The organism is Nitrospirota bacterium (assembly GCA_016194305.1).
Taxonomy (GTDB): Bacteria; Nitrospirota; Nitrospiria; order JACQBW01; family JACQBW01; genus JACQBW01.
Window position 1 is genome coordinate 1 of record JACQBW010000026.1, and the last position, 21,613, is coordinate 21,613.

Annotated in this window: 12 protein-coding genes; 1 reads left to right on the plus strand and 11 read right to left on the minus strand. The window is 48.3% G+C overall.

What is annotated here, in order from left to right; translation table 11 throughout:
- The 4 genes from HY200_08840 to HY200_08855 all read right to left on the minus strand — a co-directional run.
- Positions 1-646 (minus strand): YncE family protein (locus tag HY200_08840; protein MBI3595050.1); only part of this gene is annotated, 646 nt, incomplete at its 3' end.
- Positions 647-693: 47 nt separating this feature from the next.
- Positions 694-1,329: an endonuclease III gene (gene nth, locus HY200_08845; protein MBI3595051.1), complete on the minus strand. Its 636-nt coding sequence runs from the start codon at positions 1,327-1,329 to the stop codon at positions 694-696.
- Complete coding sequence (queC, locus tag HY200_08850; GenBank protein MBI3595052.1) at positions 1,326-2,021, minus strand: 7-cyano-7-deazaguanine synthase QueC; 696 nt, start codon at positions 2,019-2,021, stop codon at positions 1,326-1,328. The genes nth and queC overlap by 4 nt, the downstream gene beginning before the upstream one ends.
- A 20-nt stretch (positions 2,022-2,041) precedes the next feature.
- Positions 2,042-2,998, minus strand: a complete 957-nt coding sequence (locus HY200_08855) for a formylglycine-generating enzyme family protein (protein MBI3595053.1) — start codon at positions 2,996-2,998, stop codon at positions 2,042-2,044.
- Between the two features lie 222 nt (positions 2,999-3,220).
- On the opposite strand from HY200_08855, the gene HY200_08860 reads away from it, so the two are divergent.
- On the plus strand, positions 3,221-4,450 hold the full coding sequence (locus HY200_08860; protein ID MBI3595054.1) for a hypothetical protein: 1,230 nt from the start codon (positions 3,221-3,223) through the stop codon (positions 4,448-4,450).
- Positions 4,451-4,478: 28 nt separating this feature from the next.
- Here the strand turns inward: HY200_08860 and HY200_08865 are convergent, their stop codons facing one another.
- From HY200_08865 to HY200_08895, 7 genes are all read right to left on the minus strand, one after another.
- Entirely contained in the window at positions 4,479-5,471 is a 993-nt protein-coding gene (locus tag HY200_08865) for a DUF4340 domain-containing protein (GenBank protein MBI3595055.1), read from the minus strand.
- Entirely contained in the window at positions 5,468-6,841 is a 1,374-nt protein-coding gene (locus tag HY200_08870; GenBank protein ID MBI3595056.1) for a Gldg family protein, read from the minus strand. Before HY200_08870 ends, HY200_08865 begins: the two co-directional genes overlap by 4 nt.
- Before the next feature lie 58 nt (positions 6,842-6,899).
- A complete protein-coding gene (locus HY200_08875; GenBank protein ID MBI3595057.1) occupies positions 6,900-7,673 on the minus strand; it encodes an ABC transporter permease subunit in 774 nt (257 codons plus the stop codon).
- Positions 7,670-8,635, minus strand: a complete 966-nt coding sequence (locus HY200_08880; protein ID MBI3595058.1) for an ATP-binding cassette domain-containing protein — start codon at positions 8,633-8,635, stop codon at positions 7,670-7,672. Before HY200_08880 ends, HY200_08875 begins: the two co-directional genes overlap by 4 nt.
- Before the next feature lie 87 nt (positions 8,636-8,722).
- Entirely contained in the window at positions 8,723-9,133 is a 411-nt protein-coding gene (locus HY200_08885; GenBank protein MBI3595059.1) for a response regulator, read from the minus strand.
- Positions 9,134-9,212: 79 nt separating this feature from the next.
- Positions 9,213-11,537 carry a hypothetical protein gene (locus tag HY200_08890; protein ID MBI3595060.1) on the minus strand — a complete coding sequence of 775 codons (2,325 nt, stop codon included), beginning with the start codon at positions 11,535-11,537 and terminating at the stop codon, positions 9,213-9,215.
- A gap of 21 nt (positions 11,538-11,558) precedes the next feature.
- Positions 11,559-21,613, minus strand: a 10,055-nt coding sequence (locus HY200_08895; protein MBI3595061.1) for a putative Ig domain-containing protein, incomplete at its 5' end; no start/stop codon positions are given.

Genomic DNA, 21,613 nt, shown 5'->3' on the forward strand with positions numbered 1-21,613 from the left:
ATCCAGCAAGAACTGTGCCGCTTCCAATTACTGAAAGATTACCTCCTGTTGTAATCGCATATTGCGAAACATTGAAATCCGCGTAGTTTGCTACGTAGACGTATTTCCCGGTCGGATCCACTGTAACGGCAAACGGTTGAGAACCTGAGGCCACTGATGGGTTGCTCATGGAAGTTAGGCTCCCTCCCACAATCGTATATTGCGAAATGTCGTCTCCTCCATAATTTGAGGCGTAAGCATATTTTCCGGTAGGGTCGATAGCAATGAAGTGGGGTGTTGTTCCAGACACTACCGTGGAAACGGACATGGCGGTAAGACTTCCATCGCTGCCAATGTTGTATTGAGAAATATTGTTATCCCCACCATTGACTACATAGGCATATTTGCCTGAAGGATCAACTGACACGGAATAGGGATTCGTTCCGGCCCCTATTGTTGGTGTGGTCATGCTACTAAGAGTTCCATTGGTTCCAACGTTATATTGCGAAACGTCGTTTGTAATTTGATTCGCGACATAGGCATATTTGGGAACTATTTTCTTTGCAGGAGGTGTAACCGGTGCCGCGGCACCGCCTCCTCCACCACTGCAACTTGCCAGAACAAAAAATAGAAGAAGAATGACATGAATACTACGATTGGGTTTCATAACCTATGTTCTCCAAAATTTACGATCCTCTGCTCCCGAGGAGCCATTTACCATTTTCCCTTACTCACACATTCATGATAAAAAAAACAGCCATGACACTCCGGCGATTTGGCTTTGCAATGATATCGGCCGAATAGCAAGATCTGATTTGAGATTCGGGTCCATTGCTCCGGGGGAAAGATTTTTTGCAATTCTTGTTCAATCTCGTCAGGATCTTCAGAACGAGTCAGACCCGCTCGATTCGAGACCCGCTTGACATGGGTATCGACCACAATTGCCGGTACTTTAAACCATCCTCCAAGTATCACATTGGCCGTTTTTCGACCGACACCTGGCAAAGAGATCAAATCCGCCATATTCGAAGGAACCTCTCCTTTGAACCGGCCTAGAATCTCTTTTGCCGTCAAGATGACGTTTTTGGCCTTATTTTTATAGAATCCTGTCGGTTTAATCTCTGTTTCAAAAGTGGAAAGATCCGCATCAGCATAATCCTGAGCGGACTGATATTTTTTAAAAACTCTCTCCGTGACTTTATTGACTCTTTCATCCGTACATTGTGCTGAAAGAATCGTTGCCACCAACAACTCCAGAGGATTTCTGTGGTTTAGTTCAATTCTCGTTTCTGGAATAATTTTGTCCAGCCCTTTTAAAAATTGATCTACGAGGGCTTCCTTTACCTTCATGCTTGACGATAAGAAATCGGATCAATTTCTCGTGCCTCTTTAAAGCCTTTTTTCCGCAGCTGACAGCTATCACACCGTCCGCAGCTGACCCCTTTCGGAAGCGGATCATAACAACTATGTGTTAAATGAAAAGGAACTTTCAGCTCTCTCCCTTTCTGAACGATTTCTTTTTTGGTCATATAAAGCAACGGAGCCCGAATTTCCAGGGGAGTCCGCTTCTTTTCCCGGGTCGCGAGAGCAAGATTCGCCATTTTTTCAAAAGAATTCAAATAGTCGGGCCGGCAATCCGGATAACCGCTATAGTCAAGAACGTTCGCCCCAATATAGATCACAGGCCGCGAATCTGTCTCCGACACCGCCATCGCATACGACAGAAAGATCGTATTTCGACCCGGAACATAGGTGATCGGAATCGAAACGTTCCTTTTCGTCAATCGCCTGTCTTTGGGAACTTCAATGGTATCCGTCAAAGCAGAACCCCCGATCTGCCGTAGATCAAGCTTGATGACTCTTTGTTTCAGGCCGTAGTATTTGGCCACTTGATATGCGCTTTTAAGTTCGATTCGATGCCTTTGTCCGTAATCAAAACTGAGCGCCAAAATGTCTTCACCCCTGCTTTTCGCAATACCTAATACGGTCGAGGAATCGAGACCGCCGCTGACCAATACAATGACTCTGGACTTTTTTTTCACTGCTTTCTAAACTTCTGATATTAATTAGGAGAAGGAGGAGATGCCGCTAATCGAAATCCCATGAAGCTGCTTCTCGTATCCGGCCAGAAATGACCCCGATAAGTTGTTTTAAAGTTTGCCGGATCTCCATTGCCCCAGGATCCCCCTCGTAGTACCTTCAATTCTCCCTTTTCAGGACCTTGGGGATTTTCTTTGGGACTATTCTTATAATATTCAGGATCATACCAATCCAGGACCCATTGCCAGGCGTTACCTGACATGTCAAACAAGCCTAACTCATTCGGTTTAAACTTCCTCACCGGAGAAGTGAAGGGATAACCGTCATTATAATTTTTGATCGCGGGATCAGTCGGGATTTTCTTATTAAACGCCAAGTCACCAATATTGCCCTGTGGCGATCCATTCCCCCAACTAAACTTGATCTTCTTTCCCCGGCTTCTGGCAGCGAACTCCCATTCCGCTTCTGTCGGTAGCCTGAAACGAACTCCTGTCTTCTGGCTTTTCCAATTGCCAAATTTGATCGCATCATTCCAGGATACACAGACGACCGGATGGTCATCTCCCTGCTTAAAACCGGGCCGCCTCCAAATCGTATTTTTGTCCACTTTCCATTCTTTGCCATTCCACCCTACACAACCAATCGGCTCCTTTTTGTCGCCAAAAGGGACTTCCGCTTCGGTTTGATAATGCGTCTCGTCAACGAATTGTCGAAACTCCCCCAACGTAATATGTTCCTTTGCCAGGTAAAAATCTTTAACACAGACGGAGTGGGGAGGTTTGCTGGTACTGTCTCCATCGCCAAAGACATCCCCCATTTCAAAACAACCGCCTTCGATAAAAACAAACCCTTCAATTATTTTTGGCACGGCTTTCGAAGGTGCCGACTCCGGATTGATGGGTTCCTGTCCCTTTATTATTGAAACATGGGTCAATAACAGGGCAGACACGAAGGAAAAAACTGCAAAAAGCCTCAACATGATTAATCCGGTTCTATATATTAATAAAGTCAACGATTCAAAGTGCTTATAACGCCTTAGGTCTGTTTATGCCAAGTTCTTTTAAGTATACTAAAGTTTAAACATTTAATAAATTGAATTCATACGTAAAATACGATGTTAATTACCTTCAATGGGATGTCACAAATCCTTTTTGATGATTAATGATTAGATTTAATAGCCGAGATTTCATATAATGGAAAGATGTCTCGTTTTCAACTTTTTATTCCTAAATACCGGATTATTCTCGTTTTATTTTTTTCTTTTTTCCTCAATGTTTGCGGGCTCCCCCCGGGACCCAATACCGCTCCGACCTTCGCCACCCTATTTCCCTCTTCACCGATTTTGCCGGATCCCTCACCTTCCCAGCCGATCAATTCCAGGAATCCCCAAATTGCGGTTGATTCGACAGGAATCTATGTGGCCTGGGAAAACAGTTCCGACGGCAATATCCTCTTTTCTTCATCAAAAGATGGCGGATCGACCTTTAGTATTCCGATCGTAATACCCAACTCCACGAACGGAACCTATCCCCGAATCACAACCGATGGAAATGGAAACAGTTTTGTTCTTTGGCAATCCCCAACTCAGTTCCTATTGAACTATTCGACTTCCAGTCAGTTTCGAACTTCAGCGGTTACCATTGCGAATCTCTGTTCCTCACAATCGTCCCAAAATTCGATTCCTCAGGCAGATATTATTTATAATCAAAATAACTTGCTCATTACCTGGGCTCAGGTATCCTGCAGCAGTCCAACACCTTATCAAATCTATTTTGATTCCCTTTTGGCACAGAATCCGGTGACACCTTCTGTCCCCACAAAGCAGATTTTATCCGAGAGCGGATTTAACGGATATCCCAAAATTTCCCAGCTTGCAGGAGATCCGGACATTGCATATCTCCAGACTTCGGTAAGTGACCTGGTTTTAACAGAGTACTCCGTGACGTTTGACACGCAAACGAGTTTTCGCGTCAACAGTCAGTCGATTCCGGCAAGTGTTTCACTGGCAACTGACGGCAATGGAAACCGCTATGTGGCCTGGGCTGCCCACAATCCGTCCCAGAGTGGATTCGATATCTACATTAACAATCTCAATACCGGTACAACCACTTTTCCGGTTCCTCCGCATAATTTGACTCTTAACGGAGCGTCGTACGGTCCGGCCATTGGAATCGATTCGAGTCAGTATGTTTATGTGACTTTCTTTTCAAGAAGTACGGCATTTCCTACAACATACGATGTCTTTCTTGAAAGAAGCTCGGATGGCGGGAAGAATTTCATTGGCCCTGTGAATATTTCTAATAGTTCAGGAGATAGTTTCTCCTATGAACCGGGAATGGCCGTTCTAGGAAAAACGGCCTATTTCGTGTGGGACGACAACACGAACTCGACGTTCCATCATATTCATTTTCAGAAGGTCACACTCAATTAGTATTCTCGTTGCAGGATAAGAGAGGAGGCTATTTTGTGTTGTTGACACCCGAAGTGGTAGCGGGCGAAGGAGGAGGCTCTTTTTTGATTAACTCATTCCGGTTTGGAATCTTGTTGAGAAAATCTTTCTTGATTTCAAAAATGGGACCTTCAGAATTTCCCATAGCAGTAATCTTTTCTTCATTCTTCGATTTTCCGACAAGCAAGGTATAGATTTTATCTTTAATATGGAAGATGAGCGTCGCATAGGCTGGGGCAAGCTCAAATTCTTTCAGGTTTGTTCCAGTTTCGTTTAATACCCTTTCGCCATCCAGCGTGCCGGTCGAAAAAAGGAATGAAGAGAGTTTTTCTTCATTCACTTTTTCACCTGGCTGGCCAGGGAAAATCCAATCATCCCCTTTTTTTGCGACTTCCCAAGAATGATCCTGAAGTTTGACTTCGACATGGTCAATCAGGACTTGATCGTACGAAAGGAGATGTTTATTTCTCAAATTCCAAAACTCGTAATTGACGATCACTCGTATGCCCGCGTTGGATAAATAAATTTTTCCGTTATCGCCCCGTTTGAGATAGAGCGTCTGCGGCAATGGTGCCTCATCCCCAATGAGCAGTTTCAGGATGGGACCCTCTTTCATCGTCAGAGTGACCGATTTTTCAGGCATATTAAATCCAAAACCTTTCAGATCCTCCCCTTTTTCGTCGACAATTCGAGTCGGTTTAAGTTCATGAATCTCCCGGATGATTCTCTCTACGACATTGGAGTCCGCCACGACATTGCCTGTGGGCTCCCCTTGCAGATTCTTGACCATCCATTGCTCTTCAGCGTTTTTTGTCATCAAGAAATGACCCCCCGAAGTATCAAGTTCCACCTGCCTGACCTGATCTATGGAAAAGTCAAAGAGCTTCTCAGCCTTTTCCTTTTTTTCCGCCTCTTTCTTGATCCGCGGATTGTCAATCAGGAAGAGATAGGAAACCAATCCAAGAAAAAGAAGAAACAAAATCAATGTCGCTTTGTATCTCATCTCTTTCTACGGACTCTCCAGACCAGAATGCCGGCCATAATGACTGCTCCTGGTACAATGAGAATCGGGACCAGAAAAAACAGCTTTCCCTGTGAACGAGTGAGAAAAAACGGAGTCGATTGGTCATCTTTGGCCCGAACCGAAATCAGTCCCTTTTCTTCTGCAAGCCAGCTGATCATATTTAAAAAGAGATCCCCGTTTCCAGCCGCCTTAAAAAATGCATTCGTGGCAAAGTCAGAGTCACCCACAACAATCCATTTGGATCCTTTATCCAGCTCGGCTTCCGATTTTTTTTTGAAGTTAAATGCCCCGGCAATCGTTACAGGTCCTTTGAAATCTTCACCTGGGTCAAATTTGGCTTCACCCGACCTGATCTTTGTCTCACCCCAGCTGTTCGGCCCGCTTTCAGCAAGTGGATTAAAAGCAATCTCGGCTTCCATCTCTTTTTTAAATGAAAATGAGCGCGCGACCGGGAAAAAGACCGGCGCTTTCATTTCGCGTGTAATTTCGTGATTCTGAAATGAATTGACGACCGGAATTGTGAAATCGCCCCCAAAAAGCCGTGACATCGGATCAATCACCAGATCCTGGTGAAGCTCGGCGCCCCAATTCTTGAGAAAAGAATCGAAATCCGCCCTAGACTCCGGGTCAATGAGAAAGAGGACCTTTCCCCCTTTTGACAAATAATGATCAAGAATGGTCTTTTCTGTCGAGATCACCTGCGTCATGGGGCCGCCAACGACCAATACCGCTGCATTATCCGGAATTTTTCCTTCTTGCAGCAAAAGCAGCGTCTTCACATCATAGCCATCTTTTTCAAGAGACTCCTTCGCGAACGAATAGCCTTCCTTTTCCGAATCTCCGATCTTGTGTTCCCCATGTCCTTCCAGAAAATAGAGGCTCTTTTTCTGATCCTGATTGACCTGTACGACTGCGTTAATCAGGTCCTCTTCATTGATCGTACGGATTCTTTTTTCCTGTTTACCTCCTTCGAGCACCAGCGTGTCCGATTGTGTAATCCCATATTGCTTTGCAATCGCAGGTCTTCTTGCCGGATCAATCAGCTCATATTGAATATGCGGGGTCTGATATTTAAAATTATTCAGGAGATCAACCGCCTTCTCCTTCGATTTGGTCCCCTCCTCCACAAATCCGGTAATTTTGATATCCTGTTTCAAATTTTTGAGTATTTTAACGGTCTGGGGAGCAATTGAGAAATTCCCTTCCTCGGAAAAATCAAACCGAAACGAGTGTTTATTCAATAAGAGCGCCAATACGCTCAAAATGCCGATGACAAATAGCGTCGCGGCAAACGCATTTGTTCCCATTCGGGTTGACCTTTTTCTTGTAAATCCGAATAATCTGTTCATTTTCCCTTTCATTTCAGCCGTTACCTTTCACGCCTTACCTCGTCTCCCTCCCAGGTTTCTAGGATTTCCATCTCTGGGATTCTACAACCTGATAGGTTAGATAGAGAGCCAAAGTTATCATTCCGATACAATAGGCAATATCCGTTGTATCAATGAGTCCTTTGTTAAAGTTTTCAAAATGAGTGATCAATGAGAGATAAGTAAGAATCTGCCCTATTACGGAATCCGACAGGACCTGTCCCATAAAACCGATAATCCAGAGCGAGAGAAGAAAACCAAAGCTAATAGCCGCCGAAATAATCTGGTTTTCGGTCAATGATGACGCAAACAGACCCCAGGCCAGAAAAACTCCTCCGCAGAGGAGAAGGCCGAGATAGCTCGCCAAGACCATTTTCCAGCTGATCGAAATGACATTCGCCACGAGGAGTGGAATATAGAACGTCAACCCCAGCATTAAAAAATAAAGGAACAAAACCCCGAGAAATTTTCCGAAGACAATTTCAAACATGGTCACCGGAGACGTGTAGAGCAATTCCGTCGTTTTCATCTTTTTCTCTTCGGTAATCAATCTCATGGTTAATAGAGGCATGATCAGGAGTAAAACCACGATCATATTACTGAATGACTGCCTGAAAATCATTTCTTTCGGATTGAATTGTCCCATTCCTCCCTGGAAACGCATCATCTGCATGCTGATTTGACTCACTGCGGCGACAATGTTGGAGTAGAGTAGTCCCACCACCATGAGAAAAATAAAGAGAACCACGTAGGCGATCGGAGAATAAAAATAACTGAGCAACTCTTTCCTCGCAATGGTAACGATATTTTTCATGAAGTTTCCTCCTGTCCGGGAGGAAAAGGTTCTTCCCGGGTTAACTTCAGGAAAATATCTTCCAGGGTCAAGGTTTGAGATTTCATTTCCAGTAATCCTCCTCCGTTTTCAATGACAGTCCTGGCGATCTCTTCTCTTAAATCAGATCCAATCGGATATTCCGCTGTCACCTCCCAAACGCCATCCTCCCCTGTCAAGATATGTGCTACACTTAACATTCCGGATATGGCCTGCAAGGATTCGACGATTTTCTCGTTTCCTCTCCGCAGAGTGAGATTCACTTTGTCGGTCTTTCGCAAATTGGCAGAAAGCTTCTCCGGGGAGTCTTCTGCAACCAGGCGTCCTTCATTGATAATGAGAACTCTCTGACACAGTGCGGTCGCTTCCGGCAGAATATGCGTACTCAATATAATCGTATGATTTCCGGCAAGGGCCCTGATCAGTTCGCGGATTTCAATAATTTGATGGGGATCCAATCCGACGGTCGGCTCATCCAGAATCAAGACCTCCGGGTCATGAATAAGGGCCTGAGCCAGGCCGACTCTCTGCTGAAATCCTTTCGACAATTTCTTGATGAGTCGTCCCCTCACTGTCCCGAGGTTGCACTGATCCATGACATTCTGAATTGAAGAAAATAGATTCTGTGAGGGGACCTGTTTGATCCTTGCCACAAAGAGGAGATATTCCGAAACCGTCATGTCCGGGTATAGAGGAGGCGATTCCGGAAGATAGCCTATTCGTTTTTTGACTTCAAGGGGATCATCGAAAACATCGAAGCCGGCGACCCGCGCCGTTCCGGTCGTGGCGGGAATAAAACCTGTAATGATCCGCATGGTGGTACTTTTGCCCGCGCCATTGGGACCTAAAAACGCGACAATCTCTCCCTTATTGACATTAAAACTGACGTTATCGACCGCCTTAACCGTGCCATATAGCTTGGTCAGTTGTTTCACTTCAATCATAGTCATTCCTCAAAATTCGGGTCTATTTATAAACATTCAAATCTGGAATGTCAAGCGTCTGATCTCAAAACAGATGGACGAAATGGGTTACAGGGAAGGGGCTCTTTTTTCGCTTTTCACCAGGAGAACCGAAATCATTTTTTTCAGGTCAGAGGTAGAGAACGGCTTGTTTAAAAACGGAAGATTAACAGACTTGCAGAAAGCTTCCAGCTCGTCATTCATGGCGCCGGTAATGAGAATACACCGATGGATCAGGTGAGGTTTTACTTCACTCATGTATTTGTAAAGCTTTTGACCATTCAAACCGGGCATCATCACATCTGAAATGATCAGATCATACTCGTCACTCGCGATCTTTTCAAAACCTTCAAGTCCATCCGTCGCGGTATCGATGATGCATTGTTCATTTTTTAAACTCTCAAGCAGACCTTTAATGACGTTGGGGTCGTCATCCACAATCAGAATCTTCTTGCCGGACAAACCGGAATCTGCACTCATTTCCACTCCCCTTTCGTAATCGTGGTACATGGTACAGAACAATGTCTCGGAAAATCAAGGATTTTTTGCCAACAAGGGATTACGGTAGGGCTAATTGTGTCGCAGGATCTCCTAACAGAACAAAAATGCCAACCGTCTCCAGCATTTGTTGAGAACCGGAGTAGGAAGCGGAAAGCAAAATATTTTTCTCGGCCGTCTGAATCGCTTTCCCCAGAATCGGTTCTGGCAGAAACGATGATGCATATCCTGTTGCAAAAATCGTATTGTAGAGATATTCGGCAAGTGGAGAATGAAAATTAGTCAATCCTTGTCCAGTCGGACTAAAGACAGCCACAGCGCCCCCATTTGATTTTAGAAACGCTTCAGCCATCGAAACGGGATGGCTTTTTCCTTCGTCTGTTCCCGCAAACATACCGTTTAGACATTCCAACGTCACGAGAAAAGTGAGTTGGGATGAATTGGCAAAAGTGTAGGGATCGGTAGACTGGAGATAGGTATTGCTTAGATTGCCCGAGTTCGCGTTAGCCCATACACCAACTGAACCATGGCCCATATAATTTGTGATTAAAGCACCTGAGTTTATGCTCCCGATGATGGAAGCGGTAAAGCTGGCAGTAGTTGTAAAATTTGAATGATAGATCTGCATGATATTTGTTATGGTGGAAGGAAATGCGCTGCCAGTTAAAAGTGAATTCGATTCGCTATCAAAGTTTCCCACGCTATCTTCTCCAGAAATAAAGGTCACGTTTTTATTCCAATTTGAAGAGGGCACATTCGTTTCATAATTTATAATTTTTGAAATCATCGTGTCTGTTTCCGTTATTGATTTAGCAGGAAGTCTTCCGATAACCAGCAACGGCGCTCCAGCCCCTGTATGCGGAACAAACCAGTAATCGCTTGGCGTCTGTTCGAAAGAAGTCTCCATCAAATACGTCGGGACAAGGTTTTCCAAACCAAATCCACCGATATTTCTATAATCAAAGGATGCATCCCCAACCAGTAATACATATCCCGGATTCACAATGATACTATTTTGATACAGGTAACCAAGAAAATCCTGAATCGCCCGGGGAGAAAATATTCCTCCGCTAAAACTGTCATAAACGCTCTCGACCGTAACAATTCGAGGAACATGGCTTCCACCCGGGGCAGAATTCCGGTAATTGGCTAGCGTCTGTACGTTTGATAGGAAACTGGAATGAGTAATGATTAAATAGTCAAAACCAGGTGCAAGAGAATGCAGATCCGTCGTGGTGAGCTCAACAATTTCTGATGGTGTCCTTCGTTGTACCGGAGCCAAAGCAATATAATTATTTGGGATAGATGCAGTTAACGTGTCACTATATGTCAACTGAAACCCTCCGCTAACAGAAGCCATCGCAGGGTTAGTAATCTTTAGAGGCGATTGAGGATCGCTAATATCAAAAAGCTCGATCGTGCTTTGTGAAAATCCATTAATTGAAAAGCTGTAAATCGCACTACCTGGATTGTTTCCATGGAAGATAATCTGATCATTGAGTGCTTTTCCTGGATATTCGAGTTCCAGCCAGTTGAAATAAAACACGTCCAACGCGCTGGAATCTGTAAACTGAAAAGAGCTTGGTGCTCCATTAACAATATTTCCAGCAAAAGTGGTCATAAAAGTATGTGGTAAAGAATCAGTCCAGGAATCCGTGTTGTTTAGATTTGGATTTAACAAAAGATACCTCAAACTATGTGGATTTACAGAAGTTTGAGAAATAACCGAATATGACAGTGTGATGGGTGTTGTCGAATATAGATTGTCATAATCGTTAATAGTAAAATTATGTGACAACGAGGTGTTGCTATTAAATTTCTCCCAAAACCAATGATCCACTCCGGTTCCGTTTGAGATTTGAGGCCAATAAATCGTGTCTTGTTCTTCGTGGTGTGTAATCATGGAAGGTATAGCCGTTCCAGAGGAAACCGAGGCTTTGGTCGACATGACGGGAGTGCTGGTGAGTGACGGGACTAACCAATAGACATTCGTATCGGTATAATCCGCATTCGAAGCCGTGTAATCATTTCGATTCACCCCGACTCCGTAGAATTCGATATTTCCCTGCGAATCAAAGGAAACCGGAATGTCGATCATTTTCTTCTGGTTGGGATCGAAATTCTGAAGTTTGAAACTGGAAAGGGACACCGCTGAAGAATCGAGACAAAACGGATATTGTTTTAGTGTGGGAGGAGAAAGGAGATAAATTCCGTTTGTTTTAACACTTATTTTAAGCCGGGTTGTGGACGTCACGGGTGTTGTCTGAGTACAGGAAACTGAACTCACCACGCCGCTTCCGCCCCCTCCCCCACTACAGCCAGAAATAATAACCACGACGCAGAGTAAGAAGCGAAGTGATCTGGTATTCCTATCTAAACCAAACAAAAATCACCACGATTGTTATTATTATTTTTCCTTGCCTTGATGCTCGATCGTGACCGGTTGAAGAAGCTCGATACCCTGTGTGGTCTTGTCCGCTTTCTTTTCTTCAATCGATTCCGGTACCTGTGCAGAGGTTGATCCCACCATATGGCTATCTTCACCTGGAATCATCCGTTCGATTTTATAATGGTAGGTTTTTCCAGGTTGAATCGTCATGTCCTCATAGACCGCTCTTATCAGATAGTCTTGTAAATCCATATTTCCAAGAACTTCTGGAATAACCAGTTTATCGTTGATCATCTGATAGAATCCGTTTTTCTCGTCACTTCTCCAGACCATATAGGTATCGGCAGAATCAAGCGGCGTCCAGGATAAGACAACCCTGTCGCTCAATACCTTGACCTGAATGCCTACCAGGTTTTGAGCTTCTGTTTTTTCGCTCTCGGCATCTTTACCGGAGAGATGTATTGCTTCCGAATCGGGGGTGATCAACTGAATGATCGTTGTTCCATTCCCCTTTGTACCGGAGGTTGAGGGGCTATTCGGGTCAACGTTCATGGGCCCTTCCGGAACAGCTGTGGAACTGTTTTGGGCCTGGGGATTCGCGATCGACACAAATTGCACAACAGATTTATTGCCTGTATCCACGGACTCCAGCTGATAATAATAGGTCAGGCCATTCATGACGCCATAATCCATATATCGATAACGGGCTCCGTAGATGGAATTTCCTCTCGATGGAATGATCTGTGCATTGATCTTGCTGAATGGTCCATTTAGAGAGAGGCCTCTCAATACATTGAATCCGAGCTGATTCGTTTCAGTCTGGGTGCTCCACTCCACCATGACATTTGCGTCACCTGCCGTGGTATTGAAAGAAGAGATTCCCACCGCGGTCGAACCGGTCATCACCAATACATAAGGGCCGTCCAGGGCGCTTACGGCCCCGCAGGCAATATTATGGACCACATCCAGAGAGCTGGTGACATTGACCCATCTGGCCTGCACCGTATCATAATGAAGCATCACAATGGCATTCTGATTAATAAAGTAAGCGCTGCTGTAATTGATACAAATTGTTTCCGTCCCGATATACCCGGCGGTCGTGGATATGTTTCTCTGATAGATATTGGTGAGAGGTAGCGTGTAGCTAGCCGGGATTGCCGGTACCGTTGCCAAGGTGCTGATATTCGTATTTCCTACGACATTCAATGTTGCAAATTTAACGGCATAGCCGGGCACCGGAGTCACCACCACGTTATTCCCGACGGGTGTCAGCGAGGGGGTCCCCGGAACCGTGGGTCCGGCCAAAGTGCCAGAGGAAGAGAGGCTAATCGTTGATTGGCCGTCCGAAGCGGCAAAGAAATAGAATCCGACTCCCGCGTTCAGGAGCGGCGGGGTGACGCGATATTGACATCCCGTGGTATAGGAACAGATCACTAAATTCACATTGACCGTAGCAGTCAATGGCGTGCCGGATGAATCGATAACCGCAATACTCAAAGGATAGGTTCCGCTTGCGCCGGGAGTCCCGGAAATAATCCCGCTCGCCGTATTGAGCGTTAGACCCGCCGGAAGGGAACCGGTCACACTCCAGGTGTAGGGAAGCGTTCCGCCGGTTGCCGTAAAGATCTGTGTATACCCCGCACCGACAATCCCTTCTGCAACGGATAAAAGATTCATAACAGGACCTCCGGGTAACGAAGTCGTGCTTCCCATTGGGGTCACATCCAGTGTCATCGGTAATCCTGTCCGGTCACCATCCAGGTAAAGCGCAATCAAGGTTGGCGCGAGGTTGCTCGGACTGGTATAGACCACCTTGAAGGGATACGGATTCGTCCCTGCAAAGCCAGATGTCGAATTGTATCCGGGATCGGGTGAGAACGAAAGTCCCGGAGGCGAAACTCCGCCGGAAAGTGTCGTGAATGTCCGGGCGACGCCCGTCGTCGTTCCTGCACTGGATTGGGCCACGGCTCTGTAATAATAGGTCGTATTGGGTGCCAGGGAACCGATCGAAAGCGGACTAACAATAATATAGCTATTCAGGGGAGAGAGCGCCTGGGCTGTGGCTTTGTTGCTAAAGCCATAGGCGGTTGTCGTTCCCCATTCGAACCAGGCACTCGTTGCCAGTCCATTCGGATTGACCTGGCCATTGAGGACGGCTGTATTCGTCCCCACATTGGTCGCGCCGTCGGTGATCACAAGGGGTGGATAGGCCAGTGTAACAAAAGTGGCATCCGGACCGTAAACTGTCCCTCCCGCGTTATAGGCGACCAGCTGATAATGATAGGTTGTGAGAGAAGTCAGGCTTCCGACGACAATCGAAACCGCCATATTGGCTGATCCGGCAATCGGAACCGTGGTCGTTGCGGAACCATATGCCGCGGTTAATCCATAATTGAAGAAAGCAAAGCCGGGTGCAACATTCGGCGTCACCGTTCCATTCAAAGTCGCGGTCGTCTGGAAAATGGGCGCGGCAGTCGGAGTCCCCACAATGACGGGCGGAAGCGGCAGTGTCGTGAAAACAGCATCTGCACCATAACTTGTCCCGCCTGCATTATTTCCCGCCGCACGATAATGATAGGTTGTGTATGAAGAAAGTCCGTTCATCACGAGCGTGAAGTTCAATGCCGTTGAGGTAGCGGCAATCGGCTGCGTGGCACTGCTGGATCCGTAGGCGGTCGACAAGCCCCATTCAAACCAGGCCGTAGCCACAACTCCATTTGGATTGATGGAACCCGAGACCGTACCCGAAGTTTGGGTAATCGCCGTTGCGGGTGACAAGGTCGTTACTGTAGGCGGATTCGGAAGTGTCGTAAAGGTAGCATCCGTGCCTACCGTCGTGCCGCCGTTATTGGAAGCCGAAATACGATAGTGATAGGTTGTGTTCGGACTGAGTCCAAATATCGAAATGACCACACTGTTTGCGACAGATCCTGAGATGGCCTGTGTTTGAGAGCTTAAGTTATAGGCGGTTGTGAGTCCGTAATCGAACCATGCAATGCCATTGACGCCGTTCGGATTGGCCGTACCATTTAGCGTTGCGGAAGTTTGAGCAATATTGGTAGCCGGGCTCCCCGTGACAACAATGGGCGGAAGCGCCAACGTCGTAAAGGAGAGTTGCGCGCCATAACCCGTTCCACCGCTCGTCTGACCCACAATCCGATAGTAATAAATGGTATTGGGAGTGAGCCCATTGAGACCCGCCGAGATTGGATTGACAATACTATTCGCCGGAACCGAAATCGCGGTGGTCGAACTGGTCATCGCCGTCGTGGTTCCGTATTCAAACCAGGCTGTTCCGGTCGCTCCGAAGGGATTGATCGTCCCATTCAGCGTGGCCGCATTGATACCAATTCCCGACGCCGCCAGAGTCGTCATGGCAGGAGGCGGAGGAAGCACGGTCAGATTATAAGTGGTTTGATGCGTGATTCCACCCCCGGTTGCGGTAACGGTCAGGGTGAATAGGCCCAGTTGCGTTGCAGCAGTCGTAATCATCGTCACCGTGCTCGATACAGAACCATTGGCTGCTAGAGTGACCGAAGAAGGACTCATTCCGCAACTTAACGACCCAATGGGAGACGAGCAGACTAACGTAATGGTGTTATTGAAACCATTTAAGGAGGTCATAAGCACGGTAGAGGTTGCCGAGAATCCGGCGACCACGCTCCCTGACAAAGGATTGAGCGACATACTGAAATCAATGATCGATAAATTAAATACCGTCTGATGCGTAATTCCGGCTCCCAGCGCAGTCACGGTCACCGTATAATTTCCCGGAGCGATACCGGTACTGGTCGTCACAGTCAGTGTTGATGTAATGCTTCCGTTAGGAACCGGCGTCACAGAGAGAGGAAGTATCGAACATCCGACATTGGCATTACTGGTCGAACAGCCGAGAGTCACCGCAGAATTGAATCCATTGACCGAAGTCACGATAATCGTCGAGGTGGTGGAGTAACCGGGAGGCCCGGCTGCCGAACTCGACGACAGTCCTAACCGGTAATCCGTGATACCCAATGTCAACAGAGCCTGATGGGTAACGCCTCCGCCGACTGCGGTAACCACGATTGTATAATTGCCGCCCGGCGTTGTGGAAGACGAGACCACATTGAGTGTCGCGGTCACGCTGCCATTTGCGACCGGCGTCACCGAAACCGGAGCGATCGAACAGGAGATCGTACTGTCCGGAGATGAACAGCTCAGGGCGACGGCCACATTGAATCCGTTTAACGAAGTCAAGATAAGTGTCGAAGTGGTTGACAAGCCCACGCTGATATTTCTGACAGCCGGAGAAAGCGAGACACTAAAATCGGAGATGGTCAGGATTTCGACCGCCTGATGCGTCAGACCGCCGCTGGTTCCGGTCACGGTCACCGAATAATTTCCTGCTGCAGATGAACTCGAGGCGGTGATCGTTAACGAGGCATTCACCGTTCCATTTGCGACAGGAGAGATCGAAGCCGGGTTCAATCCGCATCCAATATTGACGTTGCTCGTGGCGCAGGTCAAATTCACGATCAGATTGAAGCCGAAGAGCGACGTAATTGAAACGGAGGTCACCGTTGAACTTCCGGCCGTTGTGGTCGCCGTCGCAGGGGATACGCCGATTGAAAAATCATTGATGGCGAGCGCATAGGTAACCTGATGATTGATCGACCCGCTAATACCGGTTACGGTTACCGTATAGTTTCCGGCGGGACTCGTCGATGACGTGGTCATCAGGAGATTTGAAGTTGCCGTGCCATTCGCCGCAGGAATAATGGAGTTCGGCGTCAACGAACAGCCCATGGTGGCGCTCACAGGAGCAATAGAACAGGTCAATGCGACAATGGAGTTGAATCCATTTAACGATGCGACGGTGATGGTCGATGTCTGTGAATTGCCCGCGGAGGCACTTCCAAAGTTGGGTGTCGCGCTAAGACTAAAATCGACCACCGAAAGGGTGTATGTCCCCGTCCGGATTAATCCAGCAGAATTTCCGGTTATGGTAATCGTGTAATTTCCCGTGGCGACCGTTGAAAGCGTCGTAATGGAAAGGGTGGATGTTACACTGCCGTTGACTGCAGGTGTTACTGTGGGAGGGGCCAATGAACATCCAACATTGGCGTTACTCGTTGAACAGGATAGATTGACCGACGCATTAAATCCTCCTAAAGAGGTCACCGTCACGGTTGAGGTGGTTCCGCTTCCAATAGACGTCGTTCCGGAAGTTGGATTGACGGTCAGGCTATAGTCGTTGAGAATAAGCAAATATTGTGTTGTTCTGTTTTGACCACTATTCGACCCTGTCACGGTCACGGTATAAGTCGAAGGAGGCGCGGTCGAAAGGGTCGTTACATTCAAGGTCGACGTTGTGTTTCCGCCTGCGGGAGGCGTGACAGTAGGTAACGAGATACCGCAGGAAACGGTCGGTGTGGACGGCGACACGGAACAGGCGAGAGAAACCGCCGAATTAAAACCGTTGAGCGAATTGACGATAATGGTTGAATTGGTACTGGTTCCGGCCGCGGTAGTTGCTGTCGTCGGAGACATCACCAGGCTGAAATCATTCACAGTGATGGAATAGACAGCCGTTCTTGCCTGCCCGCCCGAACTACCGGTCACTGTAACAGAATATGTTCCCGTTGTCGCACCCGCAGTCCCCACAGTCAGGGTCGCTGATGCGCTTCCATTCGAAGCGGGCGTCACAGCCGCAAAGCTCAAACTGCAACTAATGGTCAGACTGCTCGGCAGACAAGCTAAACTGACTGTGGAAGTAAAACCATTTAAGGAATTCACCGTCACTTGCGTCGAGGTACTATTTCCGGAAACGGTCGTCGCGGCGCCCGGATTTAAAACGACGTTGAAATTGTTCACATTCAGAGTATAGGTCGCCGTTCTCGGCTGTCCTCCGTTTGTTCCCGTCACGGTAATGGTATAAGAACCGGTCGTAGCACCCACAGTGGTCAAAATATTCAGGGTGGAGCTTGCTGTCCCGTTAGCCAGGGGAGTAATCGGAGAGGCATTAAAATTACAGGTCACCGCGGCATTACCCGTTGCACAGGCGAGGGTAACCGGTGAACTAAAACCACCCAGGGATGCAACGGTTACGGTAGCGGAAGTACTATTACCGGCGATGACCGACCCGGAAGTAGGAGAAATTCCGACGGAAAAGTCGTTCACGACAAGCGTCAATGGCACGGTATGCGTCAACGTTCCGGAGGTCCCGGTCAAATTCAGGATATAGTTCCCTGGAGGAGTGGCCGTGGTTGTTCCCACGACCAGGTTTGACGTAATAGTGCCATTGGCCGCTGGCGTCACCGGCGTGGGTGTAAACGTACAGGTTACCGTAGCGGGAGCGGAAGGACAGGTCAAAGTGACAGCAGAATTGAAGCTATTTAATGAGGTTACCGTGACTACAGTGTTGCTGCTGTTTCCTGCAACGGTCGTCACCGATCCGGAAGAGACTCCGATGGAAAAGTCCGGCGGTGGATTAACATTCAAAGTAAATAGCGCATTGCGTGTCTGGAGGTTGTTAATGCCGCTCACAGTAATGGTGTAAACTGCCGCGGGGGCCGTTGTCAGCGTCGTCACATTCAACGTCGAGGTCGTACTCCCAGCGGCTGGCGGCGTCACCGACGCTGGAACGACGCCGCAGGTCACCGTCGATGTAACAGGTGATACGGAACAGGCGAGAGATACCGCTGAATTAAAACCACCCAGGGAATTCACGGTAATCGTCGAATTGGTGCTGCTTCCCGCTACCGTCGTAACGGCTGTCGGATTCATCACAAGATTGAAATCGTTTACCGTTAAGGTATAAACCGTATTTCGTGTCTGACCCGCCGAAACGCCGCTGACGGTAATCGTATAGTTTCCGACCGGTGCACCGCTCGTACCAACAGTTAAAGTAACAGTAGAAGTTCCATTTGCAAGTGGTGTCACTAACGCGAAATTAAGGCTGCAGGTCACTGCCACATTGCTTGGCGTGCAGGCAAGAGCAACAGACGAATTAAAGCCATTTAACGAAGTAACGGTGACCGTTGTCGTCGTAGAGCCACCGGAAACGGTCGTTGCGCTTGCCGGATTCACGCTCATACTAAAATCGTTGACCGTCAGGGTATAAACTGCGCTTCTCGCTTGACCGTTAAATGTTCCTGTCACGGTAATGTTATAGGATCCGGTCGGAGCTACACCCGTCGTAAAAAGATTTAGAGTCGAAATAGCACTTCCATTGGCAACTGGGGTGACCGGTGTCGGGCTGAAGCTACAGGTAATGTTGACATTACTCGGCGTACAGGTCAGCGCCACCGCCGAATTAAAGCCATTCAACGAATTGACCGTCACGGTTGAAGTCGTACTATTGCCGACAATGACTCCGCCCGTATTGGGAGATATCCCCACGTTAAAGTCATTAACGGTCAAGTTGAGCGCTACATTATGCGTCAAGGTTCCGGATGTCCCCGTCACCGTAATGGTATAGGTCGAAGGGGTCGTCGCTGTCGTTGTCGTGACAGTCAATGTCGCCGTGGCGCTCCCGTTGGCCGCTGGCGTGACCGACGATGAAGGGGTAAAACCGCATGTAATGGTTGCTGTCGGAGGACTAATGGAAGAGCAACTTAAAACCACAGCAGAATTAAAACTATTGGTCGAAGTAACAATCACACCGGTAGGGGTATTGCTTCCAGCCACGGTTGTTACGGACCCCAGGGTCAGTCCCAGGGTGTAGTCCGGCGCGGCTCCTACCGTCAAATTGTAGGTCGCATTTCTTGTTTGTGAATCACTTGTTCCGGTAACCGTCACCACATATAAGGCCGGTAGAGCCGTTGAGAGTGTTGTCACATTCAACGTCGAGGTCGTACTCCCCCCCGCCGGAGGTGTCACTGACACTGGAGCCACACCGCAACTCACCGTCGGGGTGGCGGGCGATACAGAACAGGCCAATGACACGGCGGAATTGAAATTATTTAAGGAACTCGCGGTAATTACAGCATTGGTGCTTGTTCCCGCTGCCGTGGTCGCCGTCGCAGGATTGATTGAAATGCCAAAGTTGTTCAAGATTAACGTGAAGGGCACGCTTCTCGGCTGAGTATTGCTCGTCCCCGTCACAGTAACGGTATAACTTCCCGTAGCAGCTCCTGCCGTTCCAAGCGTCATGATCACGGAAGCCGTTCCATTGGCCACAGGGGTTACCGAACCGAAATTGAAACTGCAGGTAATGATTACATTGCTCGGCGTACAGGTCAGGGTCACACTCGAACTAAATCCATTAATGGATGTCACCGTCACGTTGGTTGTCGTCGTACTCCCTGTTACCGCAGTGGTAGTAGCTGGATTGACGCTGATCGCAAAATTATTCACGGTTAAAATGTAGACCGCAGATCTCGGCTGGCCGCTGCTCGTCCCGGTCACCGTCACCGTGTAACTTCCGGTCACCGCCGCAAGCGTTGCTCCCACCGTCAGCGTGGAAGTTGCACTTCCATTGGCGATTGGCGTAATGGGCGAAGTACTGAACGAACAGGTAATATTGACATTACTTGGCGCACAGGTGAGGGTCACTGCAGAATTAAATCCATTGAGGGAATTCACCGTCACCGTCGAGGTGGTGCTATTCCCAACGACCACAGCTCCGGAGGCTGGCAACAGACCCGTATTGAAATCGGTCACAATCAAATTCAAAGGCACGCTGTGCGACAATGTACTGAAGCTCCCCGTGACGGTTAAGGCATAATTTCCGGGCGCGGTCGCCGTCGTGGTCCCGACCGATAATGACGAAGTAATGCTTCCGTTCGCCGCTGGCGTTACCGATGCCGGCGTAAACGTACAGGTCACTGTCGCCGGCTGGCCCGAACAGCTTAGCGCCACTGCCGAATTGAAGCTGTTTACCGATGTCACCGTGACCGTTAAAGTGGTGGAGTTTCCCGCTGTCGTTGTGACCGTGCCCAGGGATAGCCCTACGGTATAATCCGGCGCCGCGCCCACCGTCAAGTTATAGGTCGTCGATCTTGTCTGAGAATCGCCTGTTCCATTCACCGATACAACATATAAGGAAGGTAAAGCGGACGTCAACGTCGTCACATTCAACGTCGAGGTCGTACTCCCTCCTGCAGGAGGCGTCACCGATGCCGGGACCACCCCGCAGGTTACCGTCGGCGTCACCGGCGAGACCGAACAGCTCAATGCCACCGCAGAATTGAAACTATTCAGTGACGTCACCGTAATCGTCGAATTCGTGCTGTTCCCCGCCGCTGTCGTGGCCGTTGCCGGATTCATCAAAAGACTGAAATTATTTAATATCAGGGTGAACGGCACACTTCTGGCCTGAGTATTGCTGGTTCCTGTCACGGTAATGGTGTAACTTCCGGTCGCTGCTCCCGCTGTCAAGAGCGTCATGATGACGGATGAAGTCCCGTTTGCAACAGGCGTCACCGATGCAAAATTAAAGCTGCAGGTAATGTTCACACTGCTGGGGGTACAGGTTAAGGCCACCGCCGAGACAAAACTGTTTAAGGACGTGACCGTCACCGTCGTAGTCATCGTACTTCCCGTTACGGCTGTTGTGGTTGCCGGATTCACACTCATACTGAAATTATTCACCACCAGGGTATACGCGGCAGACCGGCTCTGCGTCCCGAATGTCCCGGTCACCGTCACCGTATAACTCCCCGTCGCAGCCGTCGCCAACGCCCCCGCTGTCAACGTCGAGGTTGCGCTTCCATTGGCAATCGGCGTCACAGGCGACGTGCTGAACGAACAGGTGATATTCACATTGCTTGGATTGCAGGTCAGTGTCACTGCAGAATTAAACCCATTCAACGAATTCACCGTCATGGTCGTGGTGGTGCTGTTCCCAACTAATACTGTCCCGGAAGTCGGCGACACCGCCACATTAAAGTCGGTCACAATCAAGTTCAACGCTGCACTATGCGACAAGGTGCTAAAGCTTCCCGTCACCGTTAAGGCATAGTTTCCGGGCGCCGTCGCTGTGGTCGCGCTAATCGATAACGACGAAGTCCCATTCCCGTTGGCAGGAGGGGTGACAGGTGTCGGTGTAAACGTACAGGTCACTGTCGCCGGCTGGCCAGAACAGGTGAGCG